Below are 20038 nucleotides of genomic sequence, written 5' to 3' on the forward strand. Positions count from 1 at the left end.
GGAGGCTTGGGTTCGGCGCCCGCCTCTGTTAGAGCCTCGCCGATGACTTCGGTTCGGACGAGCCTGCGAATTTAACCGCCCGGCGTGACGCCGCCGGACGAGCTCCAGCGCGCGCCGGGTTTCCCGCACATCTGAACGATCCGAACCAGCTGGATAGAGTTATGGCCGACGACGCCGACAAGCCTTCCCGCGACTATCGCGACACCATCTTCCTTCCCGACACGCCCTTCCCCATGCGCGCGGGCCTGCCGCAGAAGGAGCCGGGCATCCTGGAGCGCTGGAAGGAGATCGACCTCTACCATGCCATCCGCCGGCAGCGGCAGAAGGACGGCCGCCCGCTCTTCGTGCTGCACGACGGCCCGCCCTACGCCAACGGCGCGATCCACATCGGCCACGCCCTGCAGAAGACGCTGAAGGACTTCGTCGTCCGCTCGCGCTTCGCGCTCGGCTACGACGTCGACTACCTGCCCGGCTGGGACTGCCACGGCCTGCCGATCGAGTGGAAGGTCGAGGAGGAGCTGCGCGCCAAGGGCCGCCGCAAGGACGAGGTCTCCAAGGCCGAGTTCCGCGCCCGCTGCCGCGAGTACGCCGAGAAGTGGATCGGCGTGCAGATGGACGGCTTCAAGCGGCTCGGCGTCATCGGCGACTGGGAGAACCGCTACGCCACCATGGACTACGGCTCGGAAGCCGCGATCGTCGCGGAGTTCCACAAGTTCGTGGTCACCGGCCAGCTCTACCGCGGCTCCAAGCCGGTGATGTGGAGCCCGGTGGAGCGCACCGCCCTGGCCGACGCCGAGGTCGAGTACCACGACCACACGAGCCCGACGGTCTGGGTGAAGTTCCCCGTCACCGAGGGCTCCAACGCCGCCGCCAACGCTTCGGTGGTGATCTGGACCACCACGCCCTGGACCATCCCGGCCAACCGGGCGATCTCCTACAACCCCGACATCGCCTACGCGGTCTACGAGGTCGAGGCGATCGAGGAGGGCCTGCCGTTCGAGCCCTGGGCCAAGGCCGGCGACCGGCTGATCCTGGCCGAGCGGCTGGCGGCCGACGTCATGGCCGCCGCCAAGGTCGCCAGGTTCCACAAGGTGGAGACGGTCGACTGCCAGGGCATGGTCTGCGCCCACCCGCTGGCCGGGCTCGACAGCCACTACGGCTTCGCCGTGCCGATGCTGGCCGGCGACCACGTCACCGAGGACGCCGGCACCGGCTTCGTCCACACCGCGCCGGGCCACGGCGCCGACGACTACATCGTCTGGCTGGCCCACGGCCACCGCGAGATCCCGGAGACGGTCGATCCGGACGGCGCCTACTATCCGCACGTCGCCCTGTTCGCCGGGCTGAAGGTGCTGGAGACCGAGGGCAAGAAGGCCGGCAAGTTCGGCCCCGCCAACGACGCGGTGATCGGCAAGCTGATCGAGGCCGGCACGCTGCTGGCCCGCGGCCGGCTGGAGCACTCCTATCCGCACTCCTGGCGCTCCAAGGCGCCGGTGATCTTCCGCAACACGCCGCAGTGGTTCATCCGCATGGACCACCCGCTGGACACGCCCCAGCACAAGGGCCGCACCCTGCGCGAGACGGCGCTGGAGTCGATCGACGCCACGGCCTTCTTCCCGGAGACCGGCCGCAATCGCATCCGGGCGATGGTCGAGAGCCGGCCCGACTGGCTGATCAGCCGGCAGCGCGCCTGGGGCGCGCCGCTGGCCATGTTCGTCGACAAGGAGACCGGCCAGCCGCTGGTGGACGCCGACGTCAACGCGCGCATCGTCGAGGCGATCGCCAAGGATGGCGCCGACGCCTGGTTCACCCGCCCGGCCTCAGACTTCCTCGGCGCCCACGATCCCGACCGCTACGAGCGGGTCGAGGACATCCTCGACGTCTGGTTCGACTCGGGCTCCACCCACGCCTTCGTGCTGGAGAACCGCGCCAACACCCGCTGGCCGGCCGACCTCTACCTGGAAGGCTCGGACCAGCACCGCGGCTGGTTCCAGTCCTCGCTGCTGGAGAGCGCCGGCACCCGCGGCCGCGCCCCCTACGACGCCATCCTGACGCACGGCTTCACCGTCACCGAGGCCGGCGAGAAGATGTCGAAGTCGCTCGGCAACGCGGTCGAGCCGGCCGAGGTGATCAAGGACATGGGCGCGGAGATCCTGCGCCTGTGGGCCGGCATGGTCGACTACACGGAGGATCAGCGGATCGGGAAGACGATCCTGCAGACCACCGCCGACGCCTACCGCAAGCTGCGCAACACGATCCGCTACATGCTGGGCGCCCTGGGCGGCTTCGAAGCGGCCGAACGCCTGCCGCTGGCCGAGCTGCCGCCGCTGGAGCGGTTCATCCTGCACCGGCTGTGGGAGCTCGACGGCGAGGTCCGCCAGGCCTACCGGAACTACGAGTTCCAGGCGGTGACGCGGGCCCTGCTGGCCTTCTGCCAGGAGGAGCTGTCGGCCCTGTTCTTCGACATCCGCCGCGACAGCCTCTACTGCGACCAGCCGGGCGAAGTGCGCCGCCGCGCCGCCCGCACGGTGATGGACGCGGTGTTCGAGCGGCTCACGGCGTGGCTCGCGCCGCTGCTGCCCTTCACCATGGAAGAGGCCTGGACGACGCGTTTCCCCGACGCCGGCTCCAACTGCCTGCGCGAGTTCCCGGCGACGCCGGCGGAATGGCGCAATGACGCGGAGGCGGAGCGCTGGGCCAAGGTCCAGGCGGTGACCTCCGTGGTCACCGGCGCGCTCGAGGTGGAGCGGCGCGAGAAGCGCATCGGCGCCTCGCTGGAAGCCGCGCCCAAGGTGCACATCTCCGACCACGACCTGCGCCTGGCCTTCGACGGACTCGACGTCGCCGAGGTGCTGCGCACCAGCGCCGCCGAACTGGTCGCCGGCGAGGGCCCGGCCGGGGCCTTCCGCCTGGCCGAGGTGAAGGACGTCGCCGTCGAGCCGCGCACCGCCGAGGGCTGCAAGTGCGCCCGCTGCTGGCGCATCCTGCCGGAAGTGAAGGCGCCGCGGTTCCTCTGCGAACGCTGCGACGACGCCGTGGAAGCGCTCGACGCCAAAGGAGCAGCATGATCAATCGCGTCACGCGCCACGGCTGGGCGGCCTATGCCCTCGCCGCCGTGGTCATCGTCCTCGACCAGGCGGTGAAGTACTGGGTGCTGACCGGCCTGCACCTGCAGGACCGGCCGACGGTTCCGGTCGGCGGCCCGCTGAACCTCACCCTGGTGATGAACCCGGGCGTCTCGTTCGGCTTCCTGCGCGCCGACCAGGACCTCGCCCGCTGGGGCCTCGTCGCCTTTTCGCTGGTCGTCGCCGTCCTGATCATCTTCTGGGCGCGGCGCGGCCATCGCACGCTGCAGGCGCTCGGCTATGGCCTGATCGCCGGCGGCGCGATCGGCAACGCCATCGACCGCGCCCGCTTCGGGGCGGTGGTCGACTTCATCGACGTCCAGCGGCTGGGCTTCTTCCCCTGGGTGTTCAACATCGCCGACAGCGGCATCACCGTGGGCGTCATCTGCCTGCTGCTCGACAGCCTGCGGCGAGAACACGCCGCGGGATGACGTTGGCGTCCCGCGATCTTTGAGCTATCCACCATCCAAGGCCGGGGCGGCCCAAGGAGTCCTTGAGGTTCATGAACGTCAGCAAAGTGATCGCGGCGTCCGCGCTGATGGCGGCGTTTGGCCTGGCCGGGTGCCAGTCCACGGCCCAGGCCCTGGGCATGACCAAGGTGACCCCCGACGAATTCCGCGTCGTCACCAAGGCGCCGCTGGTGGTGCCGCCCGACTTCGCCCTGCGCCCGCCGGCGCCCGGCAAGCCCCGTCCGCAGGAACTGCAGCCCGAAAGCGCCGCGCGCCTGGCCCTGCTCGGCCAGCGTGAGGGCGAACAGCGCTCCGAGGGCGAGAAGCTGCTGGCCTCCAAGGCCGGCGCCGAGAAGGCCGACCCCTTGATCCGCTACGTGGTCGACGACGAGTTCGGCGACGTCGCCCACAAGGAAAAGAGCTTCGCCGACCGCGTGATGTTCTGGCGCGGCTCGAAGGGCCCGAAGTCGGACGCCACCGTCGCCGCCGACACCCCGGCGCCCGTCGACGCGGCCGAGGAAGCCGATCGCATCGCCAAGCTGACCGGTGGCAAGGACATCGTCATCGCCCGCGAAGGCCAGCGGAAGATCAAGCTCCCGGGGCTCTAAGTCCCCGCCGATGAAGCTCTACCGCTACCTGACCGGCCCCGATGACAGCGCCTTCTGCCATCGGGTCACCGAGGCGCTGAACCGCGGCTGGTCGCTGCACGGCGACCCGACCCTCACCTTCGATCCGGTCAAGGGCCGCGTCATCTGCGGCCAGGCGATCGTCAGGGACGCGCCCGGCGACTATTCGCCCGCTCTCAAGCTGTCGGACTTCTGACCCGGCCTCGCCCGGGGCGTCATTCCTCGCCCGGCGTCTTCACGGTCAAGCCCGCGCTCCGCAGGCGATCCAGCACGCCGCCCTGCGCCAGCAGGGGGCGTAGCTGCACCACCGCGATGGCGTGCCCGGGCGTCTTCAGCGCCTGCTCGATCTCGGCGACCTGGTCCGACTTCACCCGCGCGTCGAAGGCCGCCGCCCCGGGGACGAGGGCGATGCAGCGCTCGTAGGTCCGCTCGTTCTCCAGCGCCGCCGGCACGTCGCCCTCCGCCCAGGCCCGGGTGGCCGCCAGGGTCCCGCCGGGACCGGCGCGCACCTGGGCGATCACCTCGTCGAGGCAGGCGCGCCCCGCGGCCGGCGAGGTCTTGAGGATCGCCCCGAGCTGCGGGGCGATGTCGTAGCTCTTCTGCCAGATCGGGACGTGCGCCTCCTTGGAGAGGCCCTTGATGAGCTTGATCGGGTCGGTGTTCGTCAGCCCCGAACGATCCCGATAGTCGGTCAGCAGCAGCAGGCCCGCCGCCAGGGCGTTCTTCGTGGCGTAGCGCTTCGCCGGCTGGCCGAGCCGCGCGCGGGCGTCGGCGAAGCGGGCCCTCGCCTCCGGATCCAGGGTCTCCTCGAACGGGGTGGCGGACCTCAGCCGCATGTAGTTCCAGGCCGCGCCGAGGGAGCTGGAGAAGCGCACCCGCACGTCCTGGAACGGCAGGATGACGGCGCTGGCGCCGGCCAGCCGGCGCGCGAAGGCGGTGCGGTCCCACTGCATGTGCTTGGGCGCGATCGAGGGCACGCCGAGGACGTAGACCGTGGTGTCGCCGTCCGAGACCGACCACCAGGCGGGTCCCTTGTCGCGGGCCACCACCACCAGCTCCTCGAGGATCACGGCGTCGGGGTCGGGTCCCGGCGGCGGGAGCTGGACCTGGCTCTGAGCCGTGGCGGCCCCGGCCAGCGCCATCGCGGCCAGGGGCCCCAAGACGCCGCGCAGGATCGCCGGCCGAAGACGATGTCGCATGGTCATCCGCCGCTCCGGAATCGTCCTATAGTAGGCGGTTCTTGAAGGCCGTTTCATGCCCATCCGCCGTCTGCCGCCCGATCTGATCAACCGCATCGCCGCCGGCGAGGTGGTGGAGCGGCCTGCGAGCGCGGTCAAGGAGCTCATCGAGAACGCCCTCGACGCCGGCGCGACCTCGGTGGAGGTGCAGGCCGACGGCGGCGGGCTCACCCGCATCCTGATCGCCGACGACGGCTCCGGCATCCCGCCGGACGAGCTGCCCCTTGCCGTGGAGCGCCACGCCACCTCCAAGCTGCGGCCGGGCGAGGACGGCGACTACGACCTGCTGCGGATCGCCACCCTGGGCTTCCGCGGCGAGGCCCTGCCCTCGATCGGATCGGTGGCGCGCCTGTCGATCCAGAGCCGGGCCAAGGGCCAGGCCGACGCCCACGCCATCCTGGTCGACGCGGGGGCCGTGGGGGCGGTGCAGCCGAGCGCCTTTCCCGGCCCGCACGGGGCGCGCGTCGAGGTCCGCGACCTCTTCTACGCCACCCCCGCGCGCCTGAAGTTCATGAAGTCGGACCGCGCCGAGGCCCTCGCCATCACCGAGGAGCTGAAGCGCCAGGCCATGGCCCACGAGGCGGTGAGCTTCACCCTGGACCTCGACGGCCGCCGCACCCTGCGCCTCCCCGCCGAGCAGGCCGGCGCGGAGGGGCGGCTCGCCCGGCTGTCGGCGATCATGGGACGCGAGTTCTCCGACAACGCCCTGGAGCTCGACCAGGAACGCGAGGGCGTGCGCCTGACCGGCTTCGCCGGCCTGCCGACCTACAACCGCGGCAACGCGGCCCACCAGTACCTGTTCGTCAACGGCCGGCCGGTGCGTGACCGGCTGCTGCAGGGCGCCCTGCGCGCCGCCTACGCCGACTTCCTGGCCCGCGACCGCCACCCCCTCGCGGCCCTGTACATCGAGCTCGACCCCGGGCTCGTGGACGTCAATGTCCACCCGGCCAAGGCCGAGGTGCGGTTCCGCGATCCGGGCCTGGTGCGCGGCCTGATCATCGGGGCGCTGCGCCACGCGCTCGCCGCCGCCGGCCACCGCGCGGCCACCACGGTCGCCGGCCAGGCGCTGGGCAGCTTCCGGGAGGGCGGCTGGGCGCCGCCGCCGCCGGCTGCCGGCTTCTCCGCCTGGCGCGGCGGGGGCTGGACGCCGCAGCCGGCCGCGGCCGCCGCGGCCATCCTGCCCGGCCTCGCCGAGGTCTCCGCGCGCGCCGAACCGGCGTGGGAAGCGGCCTGGCAGCCGCAGGCCCACGCCGCCCCCGGCATGGCCGAGCAGGGCGCGCCGACCGCCGCCGTGTTCGATCCGCTGGACTATCCGCTGGGCGCGGCCAGGGCCCAGGTGCACGAGACCTACATCGTCGCCCAGACGCGCGACGGCATGGTCATCGTCGACCAGCACGCGGCGCACGAACGGCTCGTCTACGAGCAGATGAAGGCCCAGATGGACGCGGGCGGCGTCGCTCGGCAGGCCCTGCTGCTGCCCGAGGTGGTCGAGCTCGATGCGGCCGAGGCCGAGCGGGTCGTGGCGCGCGCCGCCGAGCTGGAGGCCCTCGGCCTGGTGGTCGAGTCCTTCGGGCCCGGCGCGGTGCTGGTGCGCGAGGTCCCGGCCCTGCTCGGCGAGACCGACGCGGCGGGCCTGGTGCGCGACATCGCCGACGACCTTGCGGAGAACGGCCAGGCCCTGGCGCTGAAGGAGCGCCTCGCCGAGGTCTGCTCGACCATGGCCTGCCACGGCTCGGTACGCGCCGGCCGGCGCCTCAACGCGGCCGAGATGAACGCCCTGCTCCGGCAGATGGAGGCGACGCCTCATTCGGGCCAGTGCAACCACGGCCGGCCCACCTATGTGGAGCTGAAGCTCGCCGACATCGAGCGGCTGTTCGGCCGGCGCTGAGCCTATCCCGCCGCTTCCTGGCGCTCGCCGGCCGCGGCGGCCTCGAGATCCAGCACCACGTTCATCGCCGCCAGCAGGCGCTCGGGCTTGATCGGTTTCTCGACCACGCCGTTCATGCCGGCGCGCCGGTAGAGGTCCGCATCGTCGGGATCGGTGTTGGCGGTGACCGCGAGGATCGGCACCTGCGAGCTGGACGAGGGTCCGGAGCGGATGCGCCGCGTCGCCTCGACCCCGTCCATGACCGGCATCTTGACGTCCATCAGCACCAGGTCGAAGCGGCCGCTCTCGGCCGCCCGCCAGGCCGCCGCCCCGTCCTCCACCGCCTCGCTGGTGCAGCCGAACATCTCGCACAGGGTCTGGGCCACCGTGCGGTTCACGGCGTTGTCGTCGGCGATCAGAACGTGCAGCGCGCGCTCGGTCCCCTCCGCCGCTTCCGGCGCGGCCTGAGCCGGCTGGCCCGGCAGATGGTGCAGCGGGACCTCGAAGGTGAACAGCGCCCCGCCGCCAGGATTCGGATGGACGGCGATCGTGCCATCCATGCGCTCGACGATCTGGCGGCAGACCGCCAGGCCGAGGCCTGCTCCGCCGAAGCGCGCGCCGACATCGGTCTGCTGGAAGGGCTCGAAGATGCTCGCCATGCGGTCGGCGGGCACGCCGGGACCGGTGTCGGCCACCTGGCCGCGGAGCCGCACATAGCCGCTCTCAGGGGTCGCCGAGATCCAGACGTCGACCACGCCGCGCTCGGTGAACTTCAGGGCGTTGCCGATCAGGTTGTTGAACACCTGCTGCAGGCGCACCCGGTCGCCGAGCATCCAGGTCTCGTCCGGCCCGTCGTAGTGGACCTGGAAGGCCAGACCCTGCAACTCGGCCTTGGGCGACCACAGGCTGCGCACGTCCTCCACCAGGCGGGCGACCGGGAAGGGCTCTTCCTCAAGCCCCAGGGCCGCAGCCTCCGCCCGGGACAGGTCGAGCGCGTCGTTCAGGAGCCGCAGGAGGGCGCCGCCGGACTCGATGATGGTCTCGACGAAGGGCGACAGTTCCGGATCGCTCATCTTGCGACGGACGATCTCGGCCACCGCCAGCACCCCATTGAGCGGCGTGCGGATCTCGTGGCTCATCACCGCCAGGAACCGCCCCTTGGCGGCCAGCGAGGCCTGCGCGTCTTCGGCCAGGCGCGTCATCTCCTGGGCGTAGGTGGAGGTCGCCGAGGCGGTCGCCTGCAGCAGCGAGAGCGCCGTGCCGACGCCGGCGTAGCGGCCGCCGCAGGTGACGATGAAGCCCTGCAACAGCTCGGACGGCCGCTCCTCCATGACCCGGCCGCAGAATTCGGCCACGGTCATGTCGCCGTCGGCGATCACCGGGTCGGTCCGCATCCAGCGCGACACCGGGCGGTTCGACCACAGGGCGTAGCCGTACTGGGCCGCCATTCGCACGAGGAAGGCGTTGCGCTCGATCAGGCCGACGGGCCGGCCCTCCTCGTCCACCACGGCGATGCAGAGGGTGTCCGGCTCGTCCTCGAAGCGCTGGTAAATCTCGCGGCCGGTCACGGTCGGGGACACGGGCGGGATGAAGGGCGCGATGTCGAGAAGCAACGTCATCGGCGCGGAGGAATGACCTGCGACGGCTAATGCAAGGTTATGTTTCCGGCTGTGCTTCGCGAATGTTTTGAGACGATTTTGTGACACTCAAATCCGGCTTGCTACGCGCATCCCTCTCAGACGATTGGAAATACAGTGGAATATTCGGGGAGCGGTTCTTCTGCCGCCGTCACTTCAGCCGCCCGTGAAGCGTCGGAGGCCGAACGGCCTTAAGATGGCGCGCCAAGGAGGCCTCCGATGGACGCCAACATCGCCCTGCCCGCCGCCCTGATCGGCGATCCGGTCCGCGCCGCCATCCTCATGGCGTTGCTGGGCGGGCGGGCCCTGCCGGCGACGCAGCTCGCCTGGATCGGCGGCGTCAGCCCCCAGGCCGCCAGCAACCACCTCGCCAAGCTTGCCGAGGGCGGGCTCGTGGTCGCCCACGCGCAGGGCCGCCATCGCTACTATCGGCTGGCCGGCGAGGAGGTCGCCCAGGCCCTGGAGGCGCTGGCCCGCATCGGCGCGGTGCCCAGGCCGCTGGACCCGCCCTTGTCGCCCAAGGCGCGCAGCCTGCGCGAGGCGCGCACCTGCTACGACCACCTGGCCGGCCGCCTGGGAGTCGCCCTGGCCGACGCGATGGAAGAGGCCGGACTGATCGCGGCCGAGGGCGAGGACCGCTGCCACCTGACGCCGGCGGGCGAGGCGCGCCTGGCCGAACTCGGCGTCGACCTCTCCGGACTGCCGCGCAATCGCCGCGGTCCGCTCCGTCCCTGCATCGACTGGACCGAGCGCCGTCGGCACCTCGCCGGGCCGGTCGCCGCACGCCTGCTCGATCGCCTGTTCGCCCTCGGCTGGCTGGAGCGCGGACCGGAAGGGCGGGCTGCCCGCCTGACGCCCGCAGGCCGCGCCAGCCTGCGCGAGCGCTTCGGCCTCGACTTCGACGCCGCCGCGGCCGCCTAGGCGCTGGACGAAGCCGGCGCGGCCCGCCATCCTGCGCCCAGATCCGACGCGAGATCGAACCATGTCCGAGAATGTCCGCGAGGCCCGGGCCTAAGAGCCGTACCGGTCCTCGTCCGCCACGGCTCCTGATCAGGCCCATCGCCCAACGCGCGCCGCCCTTTGCGCGCGCGTCGTCGCACGCCTCGATCCGGAACATCCTGTTGAACATCTCAAAACCGCAGCAGCGGACCCTGCACGCGCTCGCCCGTGGCGGGCGCATCGTCTTCGAGAAGAACCAGAAGGGCGACGTCGTCGAGGTCGCCTGCGTCACTCACGAGGGCTGGACCCTCAGCGACTGCACGCTCGAGGTCTTCAGGAGCCTGAAGCGCAAGCGACTGGTCGCCAGCCAGGGCGGCCAGCCCTACCGCATCACCCGTGAGGGGCTGCGCAACCTGAGGAGCCAGCTCGACAACCGGGTCGGCGCCAAGGCCTGGTGATCAGCCGGCGAACCTGAGGAAGTGGACGCGCGCCGCCCCGTACTGGCGCGCGTCCAGCTCTTCGAAACCGGCCACGGCGAACGGCGGCTCTTCGGCGCCGCGCTCGAAGACGGCGATGGCGCCAGGCGCGAGCCAGCCACCGGCCGCGAGCTTCTCCAGCGCCGTCTCGCCCAGGCCCTTGGCGTAGGGCGGATCGAGGAAGGCGAGGTCGAAGGCCGGGCCGTCGGCGCCCGGGCGAACGCCGAGCTCGGTCGCGTCGCGCCGGTGGACGCGCGTGCGCCCGAACAGGTGCATGGCGTCGACGTTCTCGCGGATGGCGCCCCGCGCCGCCTCGTCAGTCTCGACGAACAGGCAGAAGGCCGCGCCGCGGGACAGGGCCTCGAAGCCCAGCGCGCCCGAGCCGGCGAACAGGTCCATCACCCGCGCCTCGCGCAGGCCGCTCGACCAGGGCGCATGCTCGAGGATGTTGAAGATGGCCTGGCGGGCGCGGTCGGACGTCGGCCGCGTGGCCGAGCCGGCCGGCGCCTTGATCGCCTTGCCGCGGAACTCCCCTGAAACGATGCGCAAGCTTCGACACCCCTCGTGACGCGCCCGACCTTGCCGCGCGGCGGCCAGCGATCCAAGCTCCTCGCAAAAGGGAGAGAGACATGGGTCTGGTGACCGTCGAGCGCCGCGGCGGGACCGCGGTCGTCGCTTACGCCAATCCGCCGTTCGGGACTATGACCGCGGCGGGCGCGCAGGAGATGCTGGAGGCGATCCGGCCGCTGGTCGCCGATCCACAGGTGCGGTCCATCGTGCTCACGGGCGGCCTGCCCGGGATCTTCATCCGCCACTACGACGTCGACGAGCTCTTCGCCATGAGCGAGGCGCTGCAGGGCGCGCCGCCGCGGCCGGCCTCGAACGAGCGGCCGTCGAGCGGCTTCCTGGCGCTGGCGGACCTCATCGCCGAGGCGCCCAAGCCGGTGGTGGCGGCGATCAATGGCCTTTGCATGGGCGGCGGCTTCGAGCTGGCCCTGGCCTGCGACCTGCGCATCGCCAGCCCGGCGGTGGCGGCGATCGGCCTGCCCGAGACCCGCATCGGCATCTTCCCCGGCGGCGGCGGGACCCAGCGCCTGCCGCGCGTCGTCGGCGAGGCCAAGGCCCTGGAGATCATCCTGCGCGGCCTCACCTTCACCGGCGAGGAGGCGCACCGCATCGGGCTCGTGCACGAGCTCCACGCCGATCCGCTGGGCCGGGCCCTGGAGATCGCCGGTGAATGGGAAGGGCGCGGCGCCGAAGGGATCGCCTACGCCAAGCGCCTCACCCGCGCCGCCCTGGACCGCCCGACCTGGGACGGCCTGGCGGACGAGCGCCATGCCTTCCTTGAGGTGATGGCGCAGCCTTCGGCCCGCGAGGGCCTGGCGTCCGGCCGTCGGCCCGCGGAGATCCAGAAGGTCTAGGCTTGCCCTTGGCCGCAGCCTTGGGCCCGCCCTGTGGCCCGCTCCGTGGCGCGCCCTTGGCGGCGCCTTTCGGCGGCGGGGCGGCCCGGCCGGCGGGCTTGGCCTTCGGCTTGGCCCAGCCCGGCTTGTATTCCTTCTTCTTCGGCGCCTCGGCCTCCGCCTTCCGCTCGCTCTCGGCCTGAGCCGGCGCGCGGCGCTGGACCTGGACGGCGGGCCGGCGCCATTGGGCGCGCTCGCCCTTGGGCAGGTTCTCCGGGGCAATGTGGGCGGCAAGCTGCTCGCGGATCACCCGCGGGCCCACCTCCTCGATCTCGCCCACGCCCAGGGTCCCGAGCGCGAAGGGGCCGTAGGAAAGGCGGATCAGCCGGTTCACCTTCAGTCCCAGCGACTCCAGCACCCGCCGGACCTCGCGGTTCTTGCCCTCGGAGAGGGTCAGGGTGATCCAGACGTTGGCGCCGGAGGGGCTTCCGGGCGGGCTTTCCTTGACCTTGTCGAGGCTCGCCTCGATCGCCCCGTAGTGGACGCCATCGACGGTGACGCCGCGCTTGAGGGTGTCGAGGCGCTCCTGGGTGATCCGGCCATGCGCCCGGGCGCGGTAGCGACGGACGAGGGCGGTCGCGGGCAGCTCCAGCTCGCGCGCCAGGCCCCCATCGTTGGTCAGCAGCAGCAGGCCCTCGGTGTTGAGGTCGAGGCGGCCGACCGAGATCAGCCGCGGCAAGCCCGGCGGCAGGGCCTCGAACACCGTGGGCCGGCCCTGCGGGTCCTTGTGCGTCGTCACCAGGCCGACAGGCTTGTGGTAGCGGAACAGGCGCGCGGGCTCCGGCTCGCCGACCACTTCGCCGTCGACCGTCAGCACGTCGCCCGGCTCGACCTTCACCGCCGGCGTCGTCAGCACCTCGCCGTTGAGGGCGACGCGCCCGGCCTCGATCAGCCGCTCCACTTCGCGCCGCGAGGCGACCCCCGCGCGGGCCAGGGCCTTGGCGACCCGCTCGCCGGAATCGCCCGCGGGAGCTTGACCGGCGCCGGCCGGACGGGTTCGTAGCGGATCGTGGACCATGATGTTCGGAACATGCGCATCGCGCTCGACTCGGCGCAAGCCGCCGCCGACCGCGGCGAGACGCCGGTCGGGGCGGTCATCGTCGATCCGCAAACCGGCGAGGTGATCGCCACCGGCGCCAACGGTCCGATCGGCGCCCACGACCCGACCGCCCATGCGGAGATCGTCGCCATCCGCGAGGCGGCGAAGAAGCTCGGCAACTACCGCCTGACCGGCCTCACCCTGGTGGTCACCCTGGAGCCCTGCGCCATGTGCGCCGGCGCCATCAGCCACGCGCGCATCGGACGGGTGGTGTTCGGGGCCGAGGACCCCAAGGGCGGCGCCGTGGTCCACGGGCCGAAGTTCTTCGCCCAGCCCACCTGCCACTGGCGTCCCGAGGTCACCGGCGGCGTTCTCGCCGAGGAGGCGGGCGAGCTGCTCCGCAGCTTCTTCCGCGCCCGCCGCAAGGGCAGCCCGTAAGCAGACCTGCTTGCCAACCGCCCAATGCGGGCGTGAGGATGCGCCCACAACATCAGAACAGTGGGAGGTTGGTCATGGGTTTGCTGGACGGCAAGGTCGCCATCGTCACGGGCGCGGGCGGCGGACTGGGCGAGGCCTACGCCAAGCTGTTCGCCCAGGAAGGGGCGAGCGTGGTGGTCAACGACCTGGGGGGCGCGCGGGACGGCACCGGCGCGGACCGCTCGGCGGCGCAGAAGGTGGTCGATGAAATCGTCGCGGCCGGCGGCCGGGCGGTGGCCAACGGCGACGACGTCTCCACCGTGCAGGGTGGCGAGAACATCCTGGCCAGCGCGCTCGACAATTTCGGCAAGGTCGACGTGCTGGTCTGCAACGCCGGCATCCTGCGCGACCGGAGCTTCGCCAACACCTCAGAGGCGGACTGGGACGCGGTGATCAAGGTCCACCTGAAGGGAACCTACTGCACCGCCCTGCCGGTCTGGAAGCACATGAAGGACCACGGCGGCGGGGCGATGGTGCTCACCTCCTCGACGTCGGGGCTCTACGGCAACTTCGGCCAGACCAACTACGGGGCGGCGAAGGCCGGCATCTACGGAATGGTCCGGGTGATGGCCATCGAGGGCCGCAAGTACAACATCCGGGTCATGGGCCTCGCGCCCGGCGCCTACACCCGCATGACCGCCGACCTGCCCGGCCGCAAGGACCGCGAGCCCGATCCCCTGTCCCTGCCGGAGAACATCGCGCCCGGCGTGCTCTACATGGTCAGCGACCTGGCGGCCGACCATTCGGGCAAGATCCTCGGCGTCTCCTCGCGCGGGGTGCGCGAGATCAAGATGGTCGAGACCGAGGGCTTCCAGCCGGGGCGGCCCTACACCGCCGAGGAGGTCGCGGCCCATGCCGACCAGGTCTTCTTCCGCGAGCCGGTGGACGTGCGGCGGCTGGGCCTGACGCCCGCGTGAGGCGGGCCTGACGCCGGGGTCCGCACCTACGTCCGGAACGCGCAAACCGGTTTTTCCACAACCGCGGCGAAAATAATCGCGGGAGGGCCTTGCATGGCCCGCGGGCCTGCCTATTTCAGGGTCCGCCCATCCTGGGCGTTTCCTCCCTAATGACTTCCCCAGCCGGGTTCGAAAGAACCCGGCTGTTTTTTTGCTCCGCAGCTCTTGCTTAGCCCGCCAGGTAAAGCTGGGCCGCGCCGACCAGGTAGACCAGCCCGGTGACGGTCACGATCCAGCGCGAGATCCGCTTGAAGTTGCGGTCGTCCATCATCTCCAGCACGCGGCCGCCGACCACCGTCCCCACCATCGAGAGCGGGATGGCCAGCGCGAACACCCAGAAGGGCGGCAGGCCCTGGCCGTGCACGGCGATCAGCGGCGCGCCGTAGACCACGATCTTGGCCAGGTGCGAGAAGACCTGGGTCCCGGCCTTGGTGGCGACGATCTGGTGCCGGGTCAGGGCGGTGCGCACGAAGAAGATGTCGAGCAGCGGCCCGGCGACGCCGGCGGTCAGGTTGAGGCCCGTCACCGAAACCCCGCAGAGCAGCGCCTGGCGGGGCTGGGCGGCGTCGAGGGAGATCCAGCCCTGCGGGATCCAGAGCAGGGCCGGGACCACGCCCATCAGCAGGTAGAGGGTGGCCTTCGATGGCTCGACGGCGATCAGGGCCATGATCCCGCCGGCCACCACCGAACCCATGGCGAACACCGCCACGATGCGCCAGTCCAGGTGCTTGCGGTGAAGGATCGCCCGCCAGCCGTTAGCGACGAGCTGCAGGATCCCGTGGGCGACGAAGGTCGCCGAGACCGGCAGGACGAGCGCCAGCGCGCCCTTGAGCATCAGGCCGCCGGCCATGCCGAACACGCCCGAGATCGCCGAGGTGACGAACGCCGAGGCGATCAGGAAGATCGCGGGAAGAAGAGCCACAGTTTGCCTCCGGGGTTGCGACCCTTCCCACGGGGCGGGCACAGGCCGCTCCGGTTCGGGGTCTGCTGCGCGACGCGCGCGCGGAAAGAGGGCGAGCCGGATCCACGTCGCCGATACGCGGCGCCGGAAGATGGCTCAGCCGGGGAGGTCCGTCGGATTCGCGGCGCGGGGCGTCTGCGCGTCCAGACGCCGCCTCATGCGCCGGGCGCCTTATGCCGGTTGCGGGATCCATGGCGGAACGGGGCTCGCCTACACCCAAGCTGCCGCTCCGCCAAGGTTGATCGAGCGGATCAACCCTTCGTCTTGGACGGCCTGCGCGCCGCGCAGCTCCAGGCGTCCCCGGTTTTGCGGGCGACGCCGGGATGGGGGCAGAGGAGCTGGGTCTTGGCCGCGGCGGCGGCGTTGTTCCCCGCGCTCGCCTCCACGGCCTCAGGCGCCTTGCCCTCGACCACCCAGGCGTCGAGCAGGCCGACCCAGTCCACCTCGCCCGGCCCGGGCCCGCCGGCGCAGTGGAGCATGCCGGGGATCAGGTACATCCGGTAGAAGCCCGAGGGCTCGCCCATCGTGCGGCGGACGTCCTCGTAATAGCGGATCGAGGAGCGGGCCGGGATCGCCGGGTCATTCCAGCCATGGTACTGGATCAGCTTGCCGCCATGGGCCTTGAAGGCCGCGAGGTTCGGGCTGTCGGAGTCGATCACCGGCGCCATCTTGCGGTGCGCCCGATCGAACTGCGCGCCGAGATCCAGCTTCAGGAAGTCGAAGGCGGGATCTCCGAAGGCGAAGTATTTGAAGGCGTTGGACGAGAACTGATAGCCCGCGGCCTGGGAATGGCGCGCCTCATCCGCACCGGTGATCCAGGCCTGCCAGCTGCCGGGCTGGGCCTCGGCGCCCGGCGAAAAGCCGGGGAAGGCGATCTTCCCCGTGCGCGGATCGCGGCGGCCGTCGTAGATCGCGCGCGCCGCGCGCACCTGCGGGGTGGTCAGGCAACCGTCGGCCTCGCCGGCCTTGCACTGCAGCTTGCCGGGGTCGAAATGGCAGGCCCCCGGATCGCGGATGAAGGCCTCGCCGCCGCCGCATTGGGCGAGCGCAGCCTTCTGGATCAGCTGGAGCTGGGCTGCGCCGAGATAGCCGCCCGGCGCCGAGAGCGCCTGCTGCTGGGCCGCGGAGATGCCGAACAGCTGGCTCATGTAGTTGGCCGGGGCGCCGGCGACGACGCCGTCGAAGTCGGCCGGATAGCGCTGGGCCTCCATCAGCGCCTCGCGCCCACCGTCCGAGCAGCCGGCGAAGTAGGAGCGCTTGGGCTTGAGCCCCTTCTGCCCGACGACCATGGCCTTGCCGATGTCGGTGGTCTCCTTCAGCGCCCGCCAGCCGAAGTCGGCCACCTTTTCCGGATGGCCGAGGGCCCAGGCCGCGTTCGTGCCCACCGGGCTGTCGTGGCCGTCGTCGGTGCCGGCCGCCGCATAGCCGCGGGCCGCCATCGACCTGATCAGCGCCACCGGGACCTTGCCGGCGAAGCCGCCGTTGCCGACCTGCAGGAACTTGCCGTTCCAGGCCTCGCCGAGCGGAATCCAGACCTCGATGCGGATGTCGGAGTCCTTGGTCGGGTGGCTCGCCACGGCGATGCGGCAGGCCTCGAGCTGACCGGCCTTCTCGACCTTCGCCGACAGCACCTCTGCGTGCGGCAGGGCCGCCTTGGCCATGTCCGCGCAGGCGGTCTCGGCGTGCGCCAGACCCGGCGCCGTCAAGGCCATAGCCGCGCCCGCGGCCATCAGCATCCGCTTCATGGTGATCCTCCCAACCCGTTCTTGTTGGGCGGATTTCAGCACAGCTTGGCGGCCGCGCAAAAGAAAAGGGCGGCCGCTTGGACCGCCCTCTCCGTCTCGATAATCGCGACGCTTAGTTCCGGAACACCGCCGACATCGAGCTGTCGTGCGGGCCTTCGCGGAACTGCTGCAGCTCGTTGCGGCCGACCACCATGTGGTGGACCTCGTCGGGGCCGTCCGCGATCCGCAGGGTGCGGGTGTTGGCGTACATGCGGGCGAGCGGGGTGTGCTGCGAAACGCCGAGGGCGCCGTGCATCTGGATGGCCTGGTCGATGATCTTGCAGACCCGCTCCGGCACCATGGCCTTGACCATGTGGATCCACACCCGGGCCTCGCGGTTGCCGAGCACGTCCATGGCCTTGGCGGCCTTGAGCACCATCAGGCGCATGGCCTCGATCTCGATCCGCGCGCGGGACACGATCTCAAGGTTGCCGCCGAGCTGGATGATGGGCTTGCCGAACGCCACGCGGCTCATGCCGCGGGTGACCATCAGGTCGAGGGCCTTCTCGGCCGAGCCGATGGCGCGCATGCAGTGGTGGATACGGCCCGGGCCGAGGCGCAGCTGGCTGATCTCGAAGCCGCGGCCTTCGCCGAGCAGCATGTTGGAGGCCGGCACGCGGGCGTTGTTGAAGCGGATGTGCATGTGGCCGTGCGGCGCGTCATAGTCGCCGAACACCTGCTGGCCGCCGATGATCTCCACGCCTTCGCAGGGCAGCGGCACCAGGATCTGAGACTGCTGAAGGTGCGGCGGAGCGTTCTCCTCGCCGGTCTTGACCATGGTGATCATGATCTTGCAGCGCGGGTCGCCGGCGCCCGAGATGTAGTGCTTCTCGCCGTTGATGATGTACTCGTCGCCGACGCGCACGGCGCGGGTGTCGATGTTCTTGGCGTCCGAGGAGGCGGTGTTCAGCTCGGTCATGCAGTAGGCCGAGCGGATCTTTCCCTCGAGCAGCGGCTTCAGCCACTTTTCCTTCTGCTCCGGCGTGCCGACGCGCTCCAGCACTTCCATGTTGCCGGTGTCCGGCGCGGCGCAGTTCATGATCTCCGACGCCAGCCGGTTCTTGCCGAGCTCGACCGCGATGTAAGCGTAGTCGAGGTTGGAGAGGCCCTCGCCGGTCTCGGCGTTCGGCAGGAAGAAGTTCCACAGGCCGGCGGCCTTGGCCTTGTCCTTCGCCGCTTCGAGCACTTCCAGCTGGCCGGGGGCGTATTGCCAGACGTCCGGGCGGCCTTCGCCCAGGCGGTGGAATTCCTCCGAAGCCGGCTCGACGACGTCACGGATGAACTGCTTCACCTGATTGTAGAGCGGCAGAGCCTTGTCCGACATGCGCAGGTCGTTCAGCTCGTCCTGCGGGCTCAGCCCAAATCCGCTCTCCGGCCGCTCGGCGGTCATCGTCATCCTGGTCGCTCCAAATCCAATCTCCGCCGGCGCTGGCGCCTGCGGTCCCGCGAAACCCTTGGCGCCTATTTTGACCCAAGTCAAACAAGCGTTTGAACGGCGGATGCAACTTTCCGAGGCGCCCGCGCTTGGGGCCGGAACAGGACCTCCCAGAGAACCGCCATGGATTTCGATTACTCCCCCCGCCAGAAGGAGATCATGGGTCGCGTCTCGGCCTTCATGGACGAGTACGTCTACCCGGCGGTTCCCACCTACGAGCAGCAGCACGAGGAGGGCGAGCGCTGGAAAGTGATCCCGATCCTCGAGGAGCTGAAGAAGAAGGCCAAGGCGGCGGGCCTTTGGAACATGTTCATGCCGCCCTGGTCCGGCCACCCGCCGATCGACGAGAGCTTCCGCTTCGAGGGCCTGCAACTCACCAACCTGGAATACGCCTCGGTGGCCGAGATCATGGGCCGCGTGGGCTTCGCCTCGGAGGTGTTCAACTGCTCGGCGCCGGACACCGGCAACATGGAGGTGCTGGAGCGCTTCGGCACCCGCGCCCAGAAGGATCAGTGGCTCAGGCCGCTGATGGACGGAGAGGTGCGCTCGGCCTTCCTGATGACCGAGCCGGCGGTCGCCTCCTCCGACGCCACCAACATCGAGACGCGCATCGAGCGCGACGGCGACGACTATTTGATCAACGGCCGAAAGTGGTGGTCCTCGGGCGTCGGCGACCCGCGGTGCAAGGTGGCGATCGTCATGGGAAAGACCGACCCCGACGCGCCGATGCACATCCAGCAGAGCCAGGTGCTGGTGCCGCTCGACGCGCCGGGCGTCAAGGTGATCCGCATGCTGCCGGTGTTCGGCTACGACGACGCCCCGCACGGCCACGCCGAGATGGTGCTGGAGAACGTCCGCGTGCCGATCAAGGACGCGTTGATCTGGGAGGAGGGCAAGGGCTTCGAGATCAGTCAGGCGCGCCTCGGCCCGGGGCGCATCCACCACTGCATGCGCACGATCGGCGCGGCCGAGGTGGCGCTGGAGAAGATGTGCAAGCGGCTCCTGACCCGGAAGGCCTTCGGCAAGGCGCTCGCCGAGCAGTCGGTGTGGGAGGAGCGGATCGCCCGCGCACGGATCGACATCGAGATGACGCGCCTGCTCTGCCTGAAGGCGGCGGACATGATGGACAAGGCCGGCAACAAGATCGCCCGCACCGAGATCGCCATGATCAAGGTCCAGGCGCCCACCATGGCGCTGAAGGTGATCGACGACGCCATCCAGGCGCACGGCGGCGGCGGCGTCACCTCCGACTTCGGCCTCGCCAGGCTCTACGCCGGCCAGCGCACCCTGCGCCTCGCCGACGGCCCGGACGAGGTCCACAACCGCACCATCGCCCGCCTGGAGTTCGCCAAATACCGCGGCCAGAACGAGCGCGCGGCCGTCGAGAAGGACTCCGAGCGCATCCCGGTGGGCATGCGCTGAGCCCCGGGCCTAGCTGTTCGGGGCTAGCTGTAGAGCGGCGGCGCCGCGCCCAGGCAGATCAGCGCGATCGCCAGGGCGAGCGCCGCGATCGCTGGAATGAGTTTCAGGAGCCACCCCATTGCGGCTCAGATAGGAAGCTCGGCCTTG

The 20038-nt window shown here is 70.9% G+C and carries 17 protein-coding genes and 1 pseudogene; 11 read left to right on the top strand and 7 right to left on the bottom strand.

The window, feature by feature from the left end:
• Positions 1 to 161 precede the first annotated feature (161 nt).
• From ileS to DJ017_RS01145, 4 genes are all read left to right on the top strand, one after another.
• Entirely contained in the window at positions 162 to 3068 is a 2907-nt protein-coding gene (gene ileS / locus DJ017_RS01130) for an isoleucine--tRNA ligase (RefSeq protein WP_111526979.1), read from the top strand.
• On the top strand, positions 3065 to 3556 hold the full coding sequence (gene lspA / locus DJ017_RS01135; RefSeq protein ID WP_111526980.1) for a signal peptidase II: 492 nt from the start codon (positions 3065 to 3067) through the stop codon (positions 3554 to 3556). The genes ileS and lspA overlap by 4 nt, the downstream gene beginning before the upstream one ends.
• Positions 3557 to 3627: 71 nt before the next feature.
• Complete coding sequence (locus tag DJ017_RS01140) at positions 3628 to 4182, top strand: DUF3035 domain-containing protein (protein WP_111526981.1); 555 nt, start codon at positions 3628 to 3630, stop codon at positions 4180 to 4182.
• A gap of 10 nt (positions 4183 to 4192) precedes the next feature.
• A complete protein-coding gene (locus DJ017_RS01145; RefSeq protein ID WP_111526982.1) occupies positions 4193 to 4396 on the top strand; it encodes a DUF1737 domain-containing protein in 204 nt (67 codons plus the stop codon).
• A gap of 19 nt (positions 4397 to 4415) precedes the next feature.
• Here DJ017_RS01145 and DJ017_RS01150 read toward each other — a convergent pair whose 3' ends face one another.
• Positions 4416 to 5405, bottom strand: a complete 990-nt coding sequence (locus DJ017_RS01150) for a TraB/GumN family protein (protein ID WP_111526983.1) — start codon at positions 5403 to 5405, stop codon at positions 4416 to 4418.
• Between the two features lie 49 nt (positions 5406 to 5454).
• Here DJ017_RS01150 and mutL point away from each other — a divergent pair, with 49 nt between their 5' ends.
• On the top strand, positions 5455 to 7326 hold the full coding sequence (gene mutL / locus DJ017_RS01155) for a DNA mismatch repair endonuclease MutL (RefSeq protein WP_111526984.1): 1872 nt from the start codon (positions 5455 to 5457) through the stop codon (positions 7324 to 7326).
• Positions 7327 to 7328: 2 nt separating this feature from the next.
• On the opposite strand, the gene DJ017_RS01160 is transcribed toward mutL, so the two are convergent.
• The gene (locus DJ017_RS01160) at positions 7329 to 8924 is read right to left on the bottom strand and encodes an ATP-binding protein (protein WP_111526985.1); all 1596 of its coding nucleotides are present in this window, start codon (positions 8922 to 8924) and stop codon (positions 7329 to 7331) included.
• 237 nt (positions 8925 to 9161) lie between these two features.
• Here DJ017_RS01160 and DJ017_RS01165 point away from each other — a divergent pair, with 237 nt between their 5' ends.
• Complete coding sequence (locus DJ017_RS01165; RefSeq protein WP_111526986.1) at positions 9162 to 9863, top strand: ArsR/SmtB family transcription factor; 702 nt, start codon at positions 9162 to 9164, stop codon at positions 9861 to 9863.
• A gap of 200 nt (positions 9864 to 10063) precedes the next feature.
• A complete protein-coding gene (locus DJ017_RS01170) occupies positions 10064 to 10339 on the top strand; it encodes a YjhX family toxin (RefSeq protein WP_111526987.1) in 276 nt (91 codons plus the stop codon).
• Here DJ017_RS01170 and rsmD read toward each other — a convergent pair whose 3' ends face one another.
• Positions 10340 to 10954, bottom strand: coding sequence for a 16S rRNA (guanine(966)-N(2))-methyltransferase RsmD (gene rsmD / locus DJ017_RS01175; protein ID WP_111526988.1), 615 nt, complete (start codon positions 10952 to 10954; stop codon positions 10340 to 10342).
• Positions 10955 to 11058: 104 nt separating this feature from the next.
• Between rsmD and DJ017_RS20680 the strand changes: the two are divergent.
• Positions 11059 to 11682, top strand: a pseudogene (locus tag DJ017_RS20680) (enoyl-CoA hydratase/isomerase family protein); the annotation flags it as partial.
• Here the strand turns inward: DJ017_RS20680 and DJ017_RS01185 are convergent.
• Positions 11639 to 12835: a pseudouridine synthase gene (locus DJ017_RS01185; protein ID WP_111526990.1), complete on the bottom strand. Its 1197-nt coding sequence runs from the start codon at positions 12833 to 12835 to the stop codon at positions 11639 to 11641. The pseudogene DJ017_RS20680 and the gene DJ017_RS01185 overlap by 44 nt on opposite strands.
• A gap of 12 nt (positions 12836 to 12847) precedes the next feature.
• Here DJ017_RS01185 and tadA point away from each other — a divergent pair, with 12 nt between their 5' ends.
• Together tadA and DJ017_RS01195 are read left to right on the top strand one after the other, a co-directional pair.
• Positions 12848 to 13294 carry a tRNA adenosine(34) deaminase TadA gene (gene tadA / locus DJ017_RS01190; protein WP_111526991.1) on the top strand — a complete coding sequence of 149 codons (447 nt, stop codon included), beginning with the start codon at positions 12848 to 12850 and terminating at the stop codon, positions 13292 to 13294.
• Between the two features lie 74 nt (positions 13295 to 13368).
• Positions 13369 to 14250: an SDR family NAD(P)-dependent oxidoreductase gene (locus DJ017_RS01195; RefSeq protein WP_111526992.1), complete on the top strand. Its 882-nt coding sequence runs from the start codon at positions 13369 to 13371 to the stop codon at positions 14248 to 14250.
• A gap of 208 nt (positions 14251 to 14458) precedes the next feature.
• Here the strand turns inward: DJ017_RS01195 and DJ017_RS01200 are convergent, their stop codons facing one another.
• From DJ017_RS01200 to DJ017_RS01210, 3 genes are all read right to left on the bottom strand, one after another.
• A complete protein-coding gene (locus tag DJ017_RS01200) occupies positions 14459 to 15211 on the bottom strand; it encodes a sulfite exporter TauE/SafE family protein (RefSeq protein WP_111526993.1) in 753 nt (250 codons plus the stop codon).
• Positions 15212 to 15501: 290 nt separating this feature from the next.
• Entirely contained in the window at positions 15502 to 16995 is a 1494-nt protein-coding gene (locus tag DJ017_RS01205; RefSeq protein ID WP_111526994.1) for a tannase/feruloyl esterase family alpha/beta hydrolase, read from the bottom strand.
• A 112-nt stretch (positions 16996 to 17107) separates the two neighbouring features.
• Positions 17108 to 18430: an acyl-CoA dehydrogenase family protein gene (locus DJ017_RS01210; protein ID WP_111526995.1), complete on the bottom strand. Its 1323-nt coding sequence runs from the start codon at positions 18428 to 18430 to the stop codon at positions 17108 to 17110.
• Between the two features lie 162 nt (positions 18431 to 18592).
• On the opposite strand from DJ017_RS01210, the gene DJ017_RS01215 reads away from it, so the two are divergent.
• Positions 18593 to 19891 (top strand): acyl-CoA dehydrogenase family protein, encoded by a 1299-nt coding sequence (locus DJ017_RS01215; RefSeq protein ID WP_111526996.1) that lies wholly within the window; start codon positions 18593 to 18595, stop codon positions 19889 to 19891.
• Positions 19892 to 20038 lie beyond the last annotated feature (147 nt).

It is taken from the genome of Phenylobacterium soli (genome assembly GCF_003254475.1).
GTDB classification, from domain to species: domain Bacteria; phylum Pseudomonadota; class Alphaproteobacteria; order Caulobacterales; family Caulobacteraceae; genus Phenylobacterium; species Phenylobacterium soli.

Bases quoted from the DNA above. Each gene is read 5' to 3' on its own strand.
- DJ017_RS01195 (WP_111526992.1), top strand. From the start codon at position 13,369: ATGGGTTTGCTGGACGGCAAGGTCGCCATCGTCACGGGCGCGGGCGGC.
- mutL (WP_111526984.1), top strand. From the start codon at position 5,455: ATGCCCATCCGCCGTCTGCCGCCCGATCTGATCAACCGCATCGCCGCC.
- DJ017_RS01210 (WP_111526995.1), bottom strand. From the start codon at position 18,430: ATGACGATGACCGCCGAGCGGCCGGAGAGCGGATTTGGGCTGAGCCCG.
- DJ017_RS01160 (WP_111526985.1), bottom strand. From the start codon at position 8,924: ATGACGTTGCTTCTCGACATCGCGCCCTTCATCCCGCCCGTGTCCCCG.
- DJ017_RS01215 (WP_111526996.1), top strand. From the start codon at position 18,593: ATGGATTTCGATTACTCCCCCCGCCAGAAGGAGATCATGGGTCGCGTC.
- tadA (WP_111526991.1), top strand. From the start codon at position 12,848: ATGCGCATCGCGCTCGACTCGGCGCAAGCCGCCGCCGACCGCGGCGAG.
- DJ017_RS01185 (WP_111526990.1), bottom strand. From the start codon at position 12,835: ATGGTCCACGATCCGCTACGAACCCGTCCGGCCGGCGCCGGTCAAGCT.
- DJ017_RS01140 (WP_111526981.1), top strand. From the start codon at position 3,628: ATGAACGTCAGCAAAGTGATCGCGGCGTCCGCGCTGATGGCGGCGTTT.
- DJ017_RS01145 (WP_111526982.1), top strand. From the start codon at position 4,193: ATGAAGCTCTACCGCTACCTGACCGGCCCCGATGACAGCGCCTTCTGC.
- ileS (WP_111526979.1), top strand. From the start codon at position 162: ATGGCCGACGACGCCGACAAGCCTTCCCGCGACTATCGCGACACCATC.
- DJ017_RS01165 (WP_111526986.1), top strand. From the start codon at position 9,162: ATGGACGCCAACATCGCCCTGCCCGCCGCCCTGATCGGCGATCCGGTC.
- DJ017_RS01150 (WP_111526983.1), bottom strand. From the start codon at position 5,405: ATGACCATGCGACATCGTCTTCGGCCGGCGATCCTGCGCGGCGTCTTG.
- lspA (WP_111526980.1), top strand. From the start codon at position 3,065: ATGATCAATCGCGTCACGCGCCACGGCTGGGCGGCCTATGCCCTCGCC.
- DJ017_RS01205 (WP_111526994.1), bottom strand. From the start codon at position 16,995: ATGAAGCGGATGCTGATGGCCGCGGGCGCGGCTATGGCCTTGACGGCG.